Origin of the sequence: Halobacterium sp. MBLA0001 (assembly GCF_049705385.1) — an archaeon.
Taxonomy (GTDB): Archaea; Halobacteriota; Halobacteria; order Halobacteriales; family Halobacteriaceae; genus Halobacterium; species Halobacterium salinarum.
In genome coordinates this window covers 74,625-87,890 of sequence record NZ_JBNAMQ010000008.1, presented here as the reverse complement: position 1 = coordinate 87,890, position 13,266 = coordinate 74,625, and the positions used below count along the sequence as shown (strand labels likewise).

15 protein-coding genes and 2 pseudogenes are annotated in these 13,266 nt (G+C 57.5%); 8 read left to right on the top strand and 9 right to left on the bottom strand.

Translation table 11 applies throughout. The features are described 5' to 3' along the window. Positions 1 to 48: 48 nt before the first annotated feature. Positions 49 to 795 (bottom strand): inorganic phosphate transporter, encoded by a 747-nt coding sequence (locus tag ACOZ32_RS12795; RefSeq protein WP_010904074.1) that lies wholly within the window; start codon positions 793 to 795, stop codon positions 49 to 51. A gap of 96 nt (positions 796 to 891) precedes the next feature. Here ACOZ32_RS12795 and ACOZ32_RS12790 point away from each other — a divergent pair, with 96 nt between their 5' ends. Next, positions 892 to 1,173, top strand: coding sequence for a DUF7577 domain-containing protein (locus ACOZ32_RS12790; protein WP_010904073.1), 282 nt, complete (start codon positions 892 to 894; stop codon positions 1,171 to 1,173). Here the strand turns inward: ACOZ32_RS12790 and ACOZ32_RS12785 are convergent, their stop codons facing one another. Next, the gene (locus ACOZ32_RS12785; protein WP_010904072.1) at positions 1,174 to 1,326 is read right to left on the bottom strand and encodes a DUF7557 family protein; all 153 of its coding nucleotides are present in this window, start codon (positions 1,324 to 1,326) and stop codon (positions 1,174 to 1,176) included. Positions 1,327 to 1,448: 122 nt separating this feature from the next. On the opposite strand from ACOZ32_RS12785, the gene ACOZ32_RS12780 reads away from it, so the two are divergent. Both ACOZ32_RS12780 and ACOZ32_RS12775 read left to right on the top strand, forming a co-directional pair. Further along, entirely contained in the window at positions 1,449 to 1,727 is a 279-nt protein-coding gene (locus ACOZ32_RS12780; protein ID WP_010904071.1) for a ribbon-helix-helix domain-containing protein, read from the top strand. After that, positions 1,720 to 1,989, top strand: coding sequence for a type II toxin-antitoxin system RelE family toxin (locus ACOZ32_RS12775; protein ID WP_010904070.1), 270 nt, complete (start codon positions 1,720 to 1,722; stop codon positions 1,987 to 1,989). Before ACOZ32_RS12780 ends, ACOZ32_RS12775 begins: the two co-directional genes overlap by 8 nt. On the opposite strand, the gene ACOZ32_RS12770 is transcribed toward ACOZ32_RS12775, so the two are convergent. Further along, positions 1,990 to 2,778, bottom strand: a complete 789-nt coding sequence (locus tag ACOZ32_RS12770) for a PQQ-binding-like beta-propeller repeat protein (protein ID WP_010904069.1) — start codon at positions 2,776 to 2,778, stop codon at positions 1,990 to 1,992. A gap of 129 nt (positions 2,779 to 2,907) precedes the next feature. Between ACOZ32_RS12770 and ACOZ32_RS12765 the strand changes: the two genes are divergently transcribed. Further along, a complete protein-coding gene (locus ACOZ32_RS12765) occupies positions 2,908 to 3,231 on the top strand; it encodes a hypothetical protein (RefSeq protein ID WP_010904068.1) in 324 nt (107 codons plus the stop codon). A gap of 335 nt (positions 3,232 to 3,566) precedes the next feature. Here the strand turns inward: ACOZ32_RS12765 and tnpC are convergent, their stop codons facing one another. The 3 genes and pseudogenes from tnpC to ACOZ32_RS12750 all read right to left on the bottom strand — a co-directional run. Continuing rightward, positions 3,567 to 4,994, bottom strand: coding sequence for an IS66 family transposase (gene tnpC, locus ACOZ32_RS12760; protein WP_285253944.1), 1,428 nt, complete (start codon positions 4,992 to 4,994; stop codon positions 3,567 to 3,569). Between the two features lie 312 nt (positions 4,995 to 5,306). Continuing rightward, positions 5,307 to 5,810 (bottom strand): hypothetical protein, encoded by a 504-nt coding sequence (locus tag ACOZ32_RS12755; RefSeq protein WP_012289619.1) that lies wholly within the window; start codon positions 5,808 to 5,810, stop codon positions 5,307 to 5,309. Positions 5,811 to 5,817: 7 nt separating this feature from the next. Further along, a pseudogene (locus ACOZ32_RS12750) lies at positions 5,818 to 6,041 on the bottom strand (type B DNA-directed DNA polymerase); the annotation flags it as partial. Between the two features lie 718 nt (positions 6,042 to 6,759). Here ACOZ32_RS12750 and ACOZ32_RS12745 point away from each other — a divergent pair. The 4 genes from ACOZ32_RS12745 (at position 6,760) to ACOZ32_RS12730 (ending at position 10,676) form a co-directional block, all read left to right on the top strand. Further along, positions 6,760 to 7,653 carry a universal stress protein gene (locus tag ACOZ32_RS12745; protein WP_227970950.1) on the top strand — a complete coding sequence of 298 codons (894 nt, stop codon included), beginning with the start codon at positions 6,760 to 6,762 and terminating at the stop codon, positions 7,651 to 7,653. Between the two features lie 2 nt (positions 7,654 to 7,655). Next, a complete protein-coding gene (locus tag ACOZ32_RS12740) occupies positions 7,656 to 8,732 on the top strand; it encodes a DHH family phosphoesterase (RefSeq protein WP_010904063.1) in 1,077 nt (358 codons plus the stop codon). 322 nt (positions 8,733 to 9,054) lie between these two features. Then, on the top strand, positions 9,055 to 9,444 hold the full coding sequence (tnpA, locus tag ACOZ32_RS12735; RefSeq protein WP_010904062.1) for an IS200/IS605-like element ISH35 family transposase: 390 nt from the start codon (positions 9,055 to 9,057) through the stop codon (positions 9,442 to 9,444). Beyond that, positions 9,441 to 10,676, top strand: a complete 1,236-nt coding sequence (locus ACOZ32_RS12730) for an RNA-guided endonuclease InsQ/TnpB family protein (RefSeq protein WP_012289618.1) — start codon at positions 9,441 to 9,443, stop codon at positions 10,674 to 10,676. Before tnpA ends, ACOZ32_RS12730 begins: the two co-directional genes overlap by 4 nt. A 745-nt stretch (positions 10,677 to 11,421) precedes the next feature. On the opposite strand, the gene ACOZ32_RS12725 is transcribed toward ACOZ32_RS12730, so the two are convergent. The 3 genes and pseudogenes from ACOZ32_RS12725 to ACOZ32_RS12715 all read right to left on the bottom strand — a co-directional run. Then, positions 11,422 to 11,781, bottom strand: coding sequence for a hypothetical protein (locus tag ACOZ32_RS12725; protein WP_010904060.1), 360 nt, complete (start codon positions 11,779 to 11,781; stop codon positions 11,422 to 11,424). 66 nt (positions 11,782 to 11,847) lie between these two features. After that, a complete protein-coding gene (locus tag ACOZ32_RS12720; RefSeq protein WP_424335300.1) occupies positions 11,848 to 12,840 on the bottom strand; it encodes a transposase in 993 nt (330 codons plus the stop codon). A gap of 156 nt (positions 12,841 to 12,996) precedes the next feature. Then, a pseudogene (locus ACOZ32_RS12715) lies at positions 12,997 to 13,077 on the bottom strand (hypothetical protein); the annotation flags it as partial. Between the last annotated feature and the right edge of the window lie 189 nt (positions 13,078 to 13,266).

Here is a 13,266-nt window from a genome sequence, read left to right as displayed (position 1 = left end):
GGGATTCCGGCTCAGCTCAGACCGGTGAGGATCGAGGCCGCGATCGTCTCAGCGATCAGGGGACGCTTCCAGCGATAGGTCCGTGATATCTTCACCGACGGTCTCCATCGTCCGGGGACCGATAGCGAAGGCACCGACCCCGATCGCCACGCCGCCGATAGCCACCCCAGATGTCATCTCGAGCTGCCTGGAACCAACGAGGGGCGCGACGGCGCTGGCGACGTTGGAGGCCCCTGTCGAGAACCCCATGTAACAGCCGATCCCGATCACGACGAGCTCCGCGAAGCGGCCGGTGTCGTCGGATTCGAAACTGAGCAGATTCACGATCGCGTCGTAGAAGTACCGCCCAACAAACGCACAGATCCAGAAGGCGAGGGTCGTCGAGAGTACCCACCACATACCGACGACACCGACGGTGCGCCAGTCGAGGACACCGAGCGCCGCGCCCATCGCGACGACAGCGGCAACCGCCGTCTGGCTGGTGCTGGTCGACACGTTGAGGACGTTTCCGATCAGGATGCCGAGCCCGATGAACAGGAGGACGCCGATCGACGCGCCCAGCGTGAAATACTCCGCTGGGATGAAATCCGCCCCCAGGGCGTCGACGACATTCGTGCCGATGGTGAATCCACCGAGCAGCACGAACACGGCCATCAACCCGGATGCCTGTCGCATCGACAGAGCGTCGCTTCCAGTCGCGGGGCCGAATGCCACGCCGGTCGATGAGCCCCCGATATTCACGCCGACGAAGATGGCCGCTGCTACGCCGACGACGAACACCACCGACAGCGCCATACAATCGGATACCGGACATAATTCCGCAAAAGAATATTGATTTCCTGAACCGACGAGTAAGGGCTAAGTGAACGCCGACACTATGTCCTGATAGGCATGACCCTCCAGCCTTGGCTGTACACGCTCGTCGTAGTCGTCGGAGGGTTCCACGTGCTGGCTGTCCTCTATGCGTATTGGTCCAAGCAGAGCTCCGACGGTGGCGTGGAACCTGCGGACAGCACTAAAAAATCAGTACAGACAAAAGAAGTCGATTGCCCGGAGTGTGGGACAACCAACGAACGGGAATACAGGTACTGTGCGAACTGCGTGTCAGAACTCCCTGGCGGAGGCAATATCGGCAGAATGCCAACCGCGCCTGTCGGTCGACAGATTCTCTGATTACTCCAGCCGATCTCCGGCAAACGAAAGAGTCAGTTCTTCTGCCTCGTAGATATTGATGAGTTCATTGGTGATTTCGTCATAGGATTCGTCGTCGACTCGTAGATTGTCGAGTCGGTTGACTGTCTCCTCATTAAGATCAATCTCCGGCATATTCGGAGTCTGGGGTCTGTTGTTCGTAAAACTCACGAAGCGGATTGACTGAAGAAGTGCTGGGGAGCACAGCCCAGTCACTCAACCGAAGCTACCTACGTGATACAAGCGTATCACATCGTATGAGCACTGACAGCGACGGCGGTGGCGACGGCGAGATGGAGAAGATCAACGTCCGGGTACCGCAGTCGCTGCTGGCACAGGTCGACGAAGTATGGGAAGAGCGTGGCTACGCGACCAAGTCCGAATTCATCCGCGATGCCCTCCGGGATGCGGTCAATCCCCCCACGCAGCTGTCCGAGGAAGCGCTCAAGCACCTGGCAGAGAGCCGCGAACAGCGAGAGCAGGGTGAGACGGTGTCCCAAGACGACGTGAAGGACCGCCTGCGCATCGATGACTAAAGTCGAGTGGACATCAAAAGCACTCGATTTGCTAGACGGACTCGACATCGAAGCCCAAGAGCGACTGGTCAAGAAACTCGACGAGGCGAAAGACTGGACCTCTCACCGCCTCGAAAAGCTCACCGGCTACCCGTACTACAAGCTCCGCGCCGGCGACTACCGAGCGACGACAGGATCGAATGCCGTGTCGACCACGTCCTCCACGAGCAGAAGGTTTCCGTCGAGTCCGATGAGAGCGCTATTCCAGAGGGAGAGTCGCTGATCAGTTAGTGAAGAACTGTTCCCACAGGATGTCTGCAAGTGTGATTCCCGCATAGCCACCGACAACCATCACTAGGAAGGGAACGATGGCCTCGGACGCGGTGTTGGTATCTGCACTGAAAACGCGGCTATCTCCGATTGCTGGTGAGAACGGACCACCATCATACATCTCCTTTGACCACTGCCGGTCTCCACTCCCAGCATCGAACGCCACGAGTTCATAGCGGTCGTAGCTCGCGAGGACGACATCCTCCGTCCGAACTAACGGACCCGGAATATTTGGCCCAGGAATTTCCCACTGTGTCTCACCCGTCTCACGGTCCAGCGCGTAGATTCCCTGAGCGGCAGCGCCATCTGCGGTGATATACACGGAATCGGCATCGATGGCTGGCGGGGCAGGGATACTTGCACGCTGATGATCGTCACTAAACGTCCGCATCCACGGCGTGTCACCAGTGGACGCCGCAAGCGCAGTTACATCGCCCTGATCGCTCGTGGCGACAAGGAGGTCGTCAGCGACAGTCGGTGGATTGGGTCTGCCAGCTGTATTGTGTGTCCAAGTCGTCGTCCAGCTATCGGTGTCGAGTGCGACGAGCCCGTCGGTCGATGGCTCGGTATAGTCGCCAAGTACGGGCGTAACGGCGATCGGATCCGCGAGGGCTGGTGGCCCAGTTGGACGCCGATTGAGTTCGTGGGTCGTATCGGAGGACCCGTCATCGAGTTGTACGGTGGTTAGGGGTCGACCGTGGTGAGGACCTCGAGTTCGATGCGCCGGAGCACAGTGTAACATAGAACGAAACTTGTGTATAAAGAAGCTTCGAGTAATGTTACAGACCGAGAGGGACAAGAGCTTGCCCCACCGCCTTAACCAACAAAACTATGGATAGAGAGTCCGTGTTGGTTAACACAGAGAGAGTCGATGTCCTCCGAACCACCGTCCCCACCGGCGAACCTCCCAACGGAGATCGTCAACACGCTCAACGAAGCCACATCGGAGCATCTTCGGGACGCTGCCAGCTACGCCGAGGCGTTGGCCGAATACAAGGAGCGTGAAGCTCGTCTCGAGGAGGAAGCGGACGATGCCGACGTCGAGGAACGCCCCGATGACCTCCCAGACGACGTGCCGGCGAAGGCGGCGATCACGATCAAGGAGATCAACGACAATCGCTACTACTACTGGCAGTGGCGGGAAGGTGATTCGGTGACGTCGAAGTACAGAGAGCCGGTGAATCCCGACGAGTAGACGAGATGGAACTGTAGCCTGATATTCGTTTCAACGTGATTCGGAGCGCAGCAGATGACACCCCCCAGCGTGTGAATGGCTACCAACCGCCACTCTCTGACGAGACTTCACACCGAGAGAAGACAGAGCAACACGCGGATAGATTACGCCTCGTTTACCCCCACACCCCTCAGTGTGAATGGTCCACCACCCAGGGTACCGTGATTAAGAAGCCCTTAACAGCAGAAGTCCTCATGCCGTAGGGAAGCTGTCGACTCAGTGGCGAACCTTCGGCACAAGGCCTTGCCTTTCAAAATGTACTTGCTCAAAGGACTGTTTAGACTGAGGGTATGTGTTTACCCCGAGGACGCAACAGCCGGCACAGCGTGAGCTCGTGAGATCATCTCGTTGTCTCGGGCGACTCGTTTGAATTCCTCGTAGGGGTTGCGTCCCTGCTGGCGCCACGTCGCCAGCAGGGACAGCAGCGTCTCGTGAACGAACATCCCGCGGTCGTTCCGAAGTGTTCCGATGAGCTTCCGGAGAACCACTGGCTCACGTAGTGCGCTTTCCGCAGCGTTATTCGTCGGGGAGACCGCTGGCTCACCGACGAAGGTGAGCCAGTGGTCGAGGCCTCCTTCGATCTTCCCGAGTAGTGTTGCCACTGGTCCGTCGGGGACTGACCGCTCAATCAACGATTCAAGCTCTCTTCGTGCAACACGCTGTAATTCTGCCCGCTCACGCACTGTCAAGTCGCTCTCCAGTCGAGCCTGGAGAGCGACGTACAACTCCTTGAGAGCACGATAGATCGGTTCGCCTTCAGCCTGCTGTTCAGCGGCGTCTTCAGCTTCCCGGAGAATGTGTGCCCAACACCGCTGAAGCGTCTCACTGAAGGCTGGATACGCCGTCCACCCATCACAGATGACCGTTCCCGCGAAGTCCTCGCCGAGGACTTCTGCGGGAACATCGCTTCCACGACTTTCTCTGACCGCGTACAGCGTGTGGTTCTCGGTGGTGAACGTCCACAGCCACGCCTGTTCGCCGTCTCGCTTGATTCCAGTCTCGTCTATATGGACAACGTCGGCTTGCTGGATCTGGCGACGGATCTGTTCGTATTCACAGCGACCGGCGCGCGCAGCGCGCTCGGTCGCGTGCCACGTGGACGCGGCCGAGAGCTCCAGTCCGTGTAGTTGCTGGAAGCGGTCTCCGATCTTCCGGTAGGGAAGTCGGTGATCGTACCGAGATAGCGCCGACTGAGCAATAACGTTCACCCCGAACTGCCCCTCGTCGGGGCAGTCGGGGTGTGAGGCGACAGTCTCGGTTTCACAGGAGTGGCACTCGTAGTGGTGGCGGTTGTACTGTGTGACTTCCGGTGGCTGTGGATCTGGGAGTTCCTCGACGAGTCGGGGGCTGACGCCCGCCGACTCGTCGAACGCTTCGCCACATTCTGGACAGCAGTCACAGGTCACCTCGATTTCTCGATCCGGGTCAGGAGCCTCACGCCATTCTGGCTCGTGTCCGGCTTTTCGACCGGGCGTGCCACCGTCAGTACGTGGCTGTTCGTCGTCCTCGTCCCCATCGGACGAGGACGACTCTTCATCGCCTGGATGTTCCTTGCTCGGCGGTGTATGTGGTCCTTCGTACCACCGGAGCTTGGCTCTGAGACGCTTGTTCTCCTTACGAAGTTCTTCGAGCTCCTCAACCTGTTCCCGAAGCTGCTGGTTTTCTTCTTCAAGCGCAGCAAGGCGGTCGAGTATCTCTTCTTCGGTTGGCTCCGACGGAGTCATAACCAGACGAGACGGGATGGTCTCCGGGTCGGAGACCATCCCTCGAAGATGAACTCGTTCGCCTGTTGCATCGACCTACTGCACTGCTCGTACGGGTCCTAGGAGAGACTACCGAAATCGCTCTGGGGCTAAACACGTACGACTGAGGTATAATAAAGATAACTACAGGTGCGGTGCAGTAGCGGGTCGGGTCAGCCACCGTGGCAGAACGTGTAAGCCGCTCTCCGTGCCGCACTAGGTTCTTCAACTCTCGCTCTATCACTACAACCGTCGTATTCTATGGGGGACCATTCACACCGAGGGGTGAGGGTGTCACCATCCCATCAACGTCTGGAGTTCCGGCGTCGAGTTGATCAGTCCAGTTCGTGTGCTCTCAACGTCTCCTTGGAGCGAATACGATCTGAACTTCCCCTGATCTCCGCGTTCCTTCTTTTTCGATTCGAGAACTCCTGTCGTTACGTGCTTGTTCAGAAGCTCAAGCGCACGATTGTACCCCTTGGGCTCTACTTCGACGTCCCGTGCTACTGTTTGGTAAACCTCGTGAATCTCTGACGTCCGGAACCATTCTTTCTCCGGGTTATTCCGGTCAAGACGCGTGAGAGCAAACAGGAGTGATTTCCCTGACAGCGGAGTCCCTTTCACCATCTCGATAAAGAGTTCAACTTCGACGAGTTCGTCAGCTTCGAAAACATGATTCGCGGTCACGATCTCGTCGCCTTCTTCGTCGGCGATCTCGCCCGCATTCCGGAACAGTCGGACTGCCCGTCGAGCGTCACCGTGTTCTTCAGCTGCGAGTTCAGCTGTGGTTAGAATCACCTCGTCATTTCAACGCCGCCACGTTCTGGGTATTCTGTGAGTAGCCTTCCAGCGGCTTGGAGACATGATTTCGCTCGACGAGCCGCTCACTGCTATGTTGCCCGCCTGCAGTTCGTTGACTGCTCGTTCAAGCCGTCCGAGCACTGCGTCTGGTGACCGCGTGGCATCGAGCCGGTCGAGACAGTCCCGCTGGACGTCCTCGATGAACGGCGGGGTCGAACGCTGCCGGGCGAGTGGGATGACGCGGTCGATGTAGGCGATGTCGACGGGGAGAACTGGTTCTTTGTCCCGTCGAAAGCCCGGTCGTCGCACAACCATCTCGGTCGCAACGGCGCCGGCGTCGTCGACTTGATGCATTCAACGTCTCCTTGCGCAGTTCTTGATTGAGCATGGACACTCAAGCCGCCGAACTATCCTTTTCGAGCTATCTTATTTAGATTTCAATCAGATGTGTTATATGTAAGTGTAGTTTGAGTGAATGGTAGCAACACTAGAGCAGCCCCGTTTTCGAGCTCCAAGGCCTTACAACAAATTTGGTGTAAACCTATCGTATAATATCAAAAATGTTTTCACCTATCGTGCTCTCCCTCAGCACCACCACCACTATGATGTACTCGCCCGTCGCCGGATGGGAAGCTGATAGCACGTCGGTTCCCCACGAGAGCAACACATTGGTCAATTTGACGATCCGTCAAGAGGATCGCCAGTCGGCATCAAACTCTTCGGAGACCCCTCTGATGTGAATATGACAGAACCAATGTCAATCCCAGTTCAGCGCCATGACGGAACGCCGAAGAAATCCTCAATAGCCACTCACAGACCCGTTTCATCGCAATCGTACGACCTTCTGGTTCCCCTTCCAGACGCCAAAACGGCCGATTACAACCGCCTGGATATCCATCGGCTCCTACGGACTCCGCTCGCGATTGCTAACGATCGAAACGGTTCAGTGACGATCGCCAGCATCGTAACTGCTCCGAGTGAGATCAGCCTAGACACGGTGGGCAATGAGAGTTTCTCGGAGGAAATGACCCGGGTTATCGATCTCGCACGGGACCATGTGGCGAACGTCCGGGATGCCGTGGCGGATTACGGGGAAGACGTGCCGGTGTCAGGACTAGTTATCGTGGCACACACCCCCGATGACGTGTTCGCAGAGTGTACAACAGGCGAGCGCTACGATGCCGTCTTTCTCGCTCAGGATAATGAGAATGGCCAGCAACTATGGGATGAATCCCTACTCAATATGGTCTTGGAGACGGCAGATTGTGCCGTCTATCTCGAAACACTGGGGACAAAGGCGGACCCCCTCCTACCGGATCCCGAGGACGCAACGGACCGAGACGATGTATCGGCTCTAGATACCTCCTCTAATATCCTACTCGCCGTCGGTCCGGGCCCTCATACGATTCTCGGAGCGGAGACTGCGCGAGCTCTGGGAAGCACCTACGGGACAAGTATTCGTGGAGTTCACCTCTACGAGAGTACGGACGCGGAGCGCTTTCAGCAAGGGCGCAAGGCGCTCGACCTCACGGAATATGTTCTCTCAGATTTCCCCGACGTGGAGTGCGAATCACGGGCATCTGAGGATGTCGTCGCTGAGCTACTACAGGAGATCGAGAAGTACGACGTTGCGATTCTCGGCGCGCCGACAAAGCAGCCGCTTCTGCAACGGTTGTTTGGTCAGTCGGTCCCTGATGAGTTAGAACCGCAACCAACAACGTCCATACTCACGGTTCGCCAACCGTCTCATGCGCTCAGCTCGGTTTACTACCGGTGGAAACGGGCTATCGAACGCACGTCTGTTGGTGAGGATTCGCCAGTTCTTGAGGATGACTTTTGAGCATGCCTGAACTGTCCGAGACAGCGGAACGATCTCAGTCGAACACTCCGCTGGCAATGATAATGGATGACTCGGATATCGACTACCAGCGATTCCAGGAACTGGTAGCCTCCACTGATTCACTCGCGATTCTTTGCCACGATAATCCCGACCCAGACACGCTCGCCAGTGCCCTCGCACTGGAAGCGATTGCCAAGGAGTGGGAGGTCCCGACCGTGGATATCGTATACGGTGGGACAGTTACGCATCAACAGAATCGAGCGATGATCAATGTTCTCGATATAGAGCTAACACCGATTGATCAGGTTTCACTCTCTGACTATGGTCTAGTCGCGTTCGTTGATCACGGTATTCCGGGACAAAACAATTCTGCTGTTGAAGAGATGACGCCGGATATCATCATTGACCATCACCCAACTGATGGCCTCCAGGGCCAGTTCGTAGATCTTCGACCTGCTGTTGGGGCAACGGCCACGCTTCTAACCCGGTACTTGGAGATATTTAGTATTGAACTTGAAGAACGCCTCGCTACCGCACTCTTGTTCGCACTCCACCGTGAAACGCTGGATTTCAACCGTGAGACGACATCTACGGAACATGCAGCTGCGTGTGTGCTCCACCCGCATGCAGATCACAATATCATCGAAGAGTTGACCAACTCGGTGTTCACACCTGAGACGATTAGCGGAATCGGCGATGCGATTGCCAATCGAGAGGTCCGGGGCTCCTGCCTCGTGTCCTCTCTCGGATGGATTCGTGAACGCGACGCTGTTCCACAGGCTGCTGATTACCTTCTCCAGTTGGAGGGTGTGAGTACGACCATTGTGTACGGCATCGTAGATGACAACGTCCACCTCAGTGGTAGAACGAGCAATTCCCAGCTTCATATTGGCAACGTGATGGAAGAAACGTTCGATCAGGTCGGGAGTGCCGGTGGCCACCACGATATGGCCGGTGGACAGGTTCCCCTCGGCTTCATCGGGTCGGTTGACGACGGTGATGACGTAGCAATCGACCTGATCAACCAGTCGATGATGGCCCGCCTCTTCGGCGCGCTAGAAGGGTGGACAGAAACATGACCAATGAACTCGAGTTGCAGAAGAACGGGGTTCAGTGTACGAGACTGACGCGATTGACGCACAGCTGCTCACCGATCTCCTGCTCAATGCACGACAGCGCTCAACTCCGGACACGGCAGCGAAAGTCGATGTGACACCAGGAACGATCCGAATCGACAAACTGGAGTCGAGCGGGGTGATAAAGATACGAGCGCATACCCCCGTCTTTAGGCGGGGGTCAAGCGGACCATAGCCTACACACCCACCGACGATGCCACGAATGGATTTCCAACCGTTCTATCGGTAATATTAAGACGCCAACGGACCATAGTGTGCAGCACGGATGAAGACCACACGGCACGCGACCTACAACCTCAACTACCACATCGTGTGGTTGCCGAAGTACCGCCAGTCGGTACTCGTCAACGAGGTCGCCAGTCGTGTCCGGTCCATCCTCCACGAAATAGCCGCCGACAAAGGCGTCGAAATACTCGACCTCACCGTACAGCACGACCACGTTCACCTGTTCGTCAGTAGCCCACCCAAGAACGAACCGGCACTACTCGCCAATTGGTTCAAGGGCATCTCCTCACGCAAGTACAACCACCGATACGCCGACCACGACGGCGAGAAAATCGGATGGGCGCGAGGATACTACGCAGGGACCGCCGGGCACGTTTCGAGCGAGACAGTCGAGAACTACATCCAGCAACACAAGGAGGGCGATTCGTGACCGAACTCACGAAGACGCTCGAACTTAAACTGGTAGAGCCGAACGCCCACAAGCGGAGGAAACTTCGTGAGACGCGAGAGGCGTACCAGCAAGCCCTCCAAGACGCTTTCGACGCCGGATGTACCACGCAGACCGAAGCGAACGACGTGGTGGTCAACTACGACCTGAGCGGGTACGCGAAGAACGCGCTCAAGAAGTACGTCCCGCAACTCACGACGACGTACAACGCGGGCGAACTTCACGACGACCACCCCGTCCGCTTCACGAACGGAGGGCTACGACTCGACCACAAGCCCGAGAACGCCATCGAGTGGTACGTCAAAATCCCGCACCACGAGGACTACCACCTCTGGATGCCAGCACAGCCGAACCCTGAACAGCGGGACTGGTTGGAAGCGTTGAACGCGGGAGACGCCACGATGGGCGAAAGTCGGCTGTTCGAGCGGGACGGAACGTGGTATCTCCACGTCACCGCCACCCGCGACGTAGAGGAACGCTCCGATGTGTCCGCCGAAGAACGGACGCCCATCGGAGTGGACATCGGGGAAGCGTCACTCGCCACGGTGTGTCACCGCGACGGCCACGGTTCTCCGACCGCGCCCGAACTGTGGGCCGACGAGGGCAAGACCGTTCGTCGGCTCCGCAAGACCTACTTCACCGCCACACGACGACTCCAGACGCGCGGAAGCGAGCGTATCGTGGAGTCCTTCGGGGACGACATATGGGACCAGATAGACGACGTATTCCACCGCGTCACCCGCGAGGTCGTGGAGTACGCCGAGTCCGTCGAGAACCCGGTTCTCGTTTTAGAAGACCTGACGTACATACGGGAGTCGATGGACTACGGTGAGTACATGAATCGGCGTCTCCACGGATGGGGATTCGCCAAACTCCACGCGCAGATACGCTACAAGGCCGTCGAGAAGGGCATCCCCGTCGAGACGGTGAACCCGTGCAACACGTCGAAAGAGTGCCACGCTTGCGGTGAAGTGGGGTATCGCCCGCGACAGGCGACGTTCAAGTGTACGAACGACGCTTGCTGGATGGGCGAGTCCCAAGCGGACGTGAACGGCGCGATAAACATCGCAGACCGCTACCTCAGCGGAGAGAGCCATTCAAGAGAACACACGGATGGCGATGACTCGGCTGGGGATGGGGGGCGTTTGACCGCCCCGCAAGACACCCTAGCCGATGCTACCACGCAGGAGACGCTTGGGACGTATGCGTCTTGAAACCATAGGGCCACGCCCGGCCTGAAATCCCGTGGTGGGATTCCCGCGTCTTCAGGCGCGGGAGGAGGTCAATACGGGCGGCTCGGATTTCTCTCGGTACTTTTCGTTTGCACAATATTGCCGGATGGATACGAGAGTATCTCCCAGAAGGTCGGACAACTTTCCGCAGTAACTCGTACTCGGATCAACCACAGTGGCAGCCACAGCTTCCATGTCGTCGCTATCGCGAACTGCCAAAGCCAACCTGCGGCCATTCAAAACGATCTGGCCGGGTTCGATATCAAGATCGAAGCAGTTTCGTTGATTGACTCTGAGGAGAGACTCCAATTCTTGGGGTTTGGAAGTACAGAAGAGGCCACTCACGACAAGCCGTGATCACCGAAGGAATAGTCGTCTTGCCCAATCGGGCTCGAGATACCGCTTCCGGGGTCCCGTCTCGGAGTTCAGAGGCGACGCAGTAGCGGCCAAGTGGATAGTCACGATGCGAGTCCTGCCACCCTCGCTGGCAATCCCCGCTTCCTGCCTGGTTTTCGTGATGTTGCTACGGGTAGTCTTTACACACTATGTGAGTGTTGATTCACTCCCGGAATAGTCGATTGCGAGCGAAGCAAGCCGCGAACGCAGAGAAGAACCCAATGCGAACGGTGGGCCGTGACGAAGACACCAGTCCAGCCGTCCACATCGTTCGGTGGGGCATCTACAGTCTTGGCGGACTCAAACCCAGTCATCGTTTCGTGACTGAAAGTCAAATGGCACCTTCGGCAGACAGGAACTGGTCACGCTCAAGTATCAGATAGCCCCCAACGCAGAGCAACAAGAGGGCAATGAGCAGTCCCACGGGTTGCTGAAGGAAACTCCCGACAATACCGATGACCGCCAGTACGATGGCACCTTTCCATGCCCATGACCGGGTTCTCCAGAGACCGATCCCGACCACGAGGTAGGCAATCGAGACTCCGCTGACCAGACCAAGCGGGAGCAAAAGTTCGGACGACACTGGTCCGGTGGTCACAACTCGAACGGTCTGTGCTCCATTCAACAGCCCCATCAGCAACCAGATGCCGGAGACAACGCTGATCCCGAGGGGTGGATGCGAGCGATCCATAGTTGGGTATCGAATCCACCCCTCATAACGATTGATGTGTGGTTCGAGGGTGTCATAGAACTCTTCTCACACCGTGATCACGGTACTTCCCGGATTGTCTCCGCGTTCGTAGTTGGTGATTGCGATGACGAGGCGAAGGCACAACGCAAGGAACACCTGCGCCCGTGCGTGGACGCGGCCTCGGGCGTGCGTTCGCCCGAGGCCGCAGTCCTTGACTGATTCGTTGGTTCGTTCAACTCCCGTACGGCGGTTGTACGTTTCATCCAACGTGGACTGCTTCAGTTGAACGTCTTCGCTGTGTTGTTCGATGCGGTCTTCGACCCTGTACTCGATATCTTTCGGGTCGTCGGTGTTTCGCGCGTTGTACGGAGCGACTGGCACGACCCCTGCGGCCAGCAGGTGGTCGTGCCAGTCGAGCGTATCGTAGGCGCTGTCACCGACCATCCACACCGGCTGTTCGACGGCGAGCGCGTCACGGGTGACGCGCATCGCCGTCTCCTCTGGTGCTTGCTTACTCTCTGTGAACTCCGCTGCGATCGGGATCTTTTGCCCGGTCGAGACAATCGTGCAACCGTAGCCGTAGTAGTACTCGTCGTCGGTTGGATCGTAGCACTTCGACGCGTCTTGATCGGCGGGCATCGCCCTCACGTCGGTTGAATCAATGCAGTAGGTCAAGTCGAGCAGGCCGCGCCGGGCGGCCTGCTCGACGAGTCGGTCGAAGACTTCGTCGACGACGTGTTCGAGGTCGGTGAGAAAGCGATCGACCGCGTCTCTTGACGGCGGTCGATCGAACCCACAGCTCAACCAGACAACTGTGTTCTGAAGCTCCCGCTCAACCGGCCGAATACCGTAGATGTCCTTGTAGTAGCAGTGGAGGAAGCCACGCATCAGCTCTGGTGGTTCGTGCTCTCGTGTTCGCCCCGTCTCCGCCGGGGCGAACACGTCGAACTCTTCGAGGAACTCGAAGGAAAGGTGCTCAAACAACGCTAACGTCTCCGTCTCCGCGACATTGAAGAACGACTCTACCGAAGGCTCATCCTGCAGGGTCGCTGAGTCCATACCACCTCAGCATTCACCCTGCTCTTTGGTGTGCTACTCGTTCTATGACACCCTCGTGTGGTTCTGTTGCTCACGGCAGAAGAACCAATACAGATCCGAGTCACCCTGAGGGGTGAGCGGGTCTCGGTGGGGTCAACCGGGTGAACGTGCCACAACTCACCGGGTGGTTTCTAGGCTATCAGTGACTTCTTGTGCAACGGACATCCACCGGTCTTCCCGTTCTAGATCCGCGATTACGAACCGACCGCGATCAAGGGGCGCTCATACCAGAACGGGCAGCATCCGCGTCGTGGTCGGTTCCTCGGGCGATGTACGTCGCTTGGAAATGCTCCTTGTTTGTTGTTGCTCTCGCGGTCTGAATCTGTTCGACACGAGCCGGCTCACGCGTTGATAGCGTCGGCCGCGTTGCGTGAGTCTGTCACGGCG

Coding starts and splice junctions, on each gene's coding strand:
- ACOZ32_RS12795 (WP_010904074.1), bottom strand. CDS start 795: ATGGCGCTGTCGGTGGTGTTCGTCGTCGGCGTAGCAGCGGCCATCTTC.
- ACOZ32_RS12790 (WP_010904073.1), top strand. CDS start 892: ATGACCCTCCAGCCTTGGCTGTACACGCTCGTCGTAGTCGTCGGAGGG.
- ACOZ32_RS12785 (WP_010904072.1), bottom strand. CDS start 1,326: ATGCCGGAGATTGATCTTAATGAGGAGACAGTCAACCGACTCGACAAT.
- ACOZ32_RS12780 (WP_010904071.1), top strand. CDS start 1,449: ATGAGCACTGACAGCGACGGCGGTGGCGACGGCGAGATGGAGAAGATC.
- ACOZ32_RS12775 (WP_010904070.1), top strand. CDS start 1,720: ATGACTAAAGTCGAGTGGACATCAAAAGCACTCGATTTGCTAGACGGA.
- ACOZ32_RS12770 (WP_010904069.1), bottom strand. CDS start 2,778: ATGTTACACTGTGCTCCGGCGCATCGAACTCGAGGTCCTCACCACGGT.
- ACOZ32_RS12765 (WP_010904068.1), top strand. CDS start 2,908: ATGTCCTCCGAACCACCGTCCCCACCGGCGAACCTCCCAACGGAGATC.
- tnpC (WP_285253944.1), bottom strand. CDS start 4,994: ATGACTCCGTCGGAGCCAACCGAAGAAGAGATACTCGACCGCCTTGCT.
- ACOZ32_RS12740 (WP_010904063.1), top strand. CDS start 7,656: ATGCCTGAACTGTCCGAGACAGCGGAACGATCTCAGTCGAACACTCCG.
- tnpA (WP_010904062.1), top strand. CDS start 9,055: ATGAAGACCACACGGCACGCGACCTACAACCTCAACTACCACATCGTG.
- ACOZ32_RS12725 (WP_010904060.1), bottom strand. CDS start 11,781: ATGGATCGCTCGCATCCACCCCTCGGGATCAGCGTTGTCTCCGGCATC.
- ACOZ32_RS12720 (WP_424335300.1), bottom strand. CDS start 12,840: ATGGACTCAGCGACCCTGCAGGATGAGCCTTCGGTAGAGTCGTTCTTC.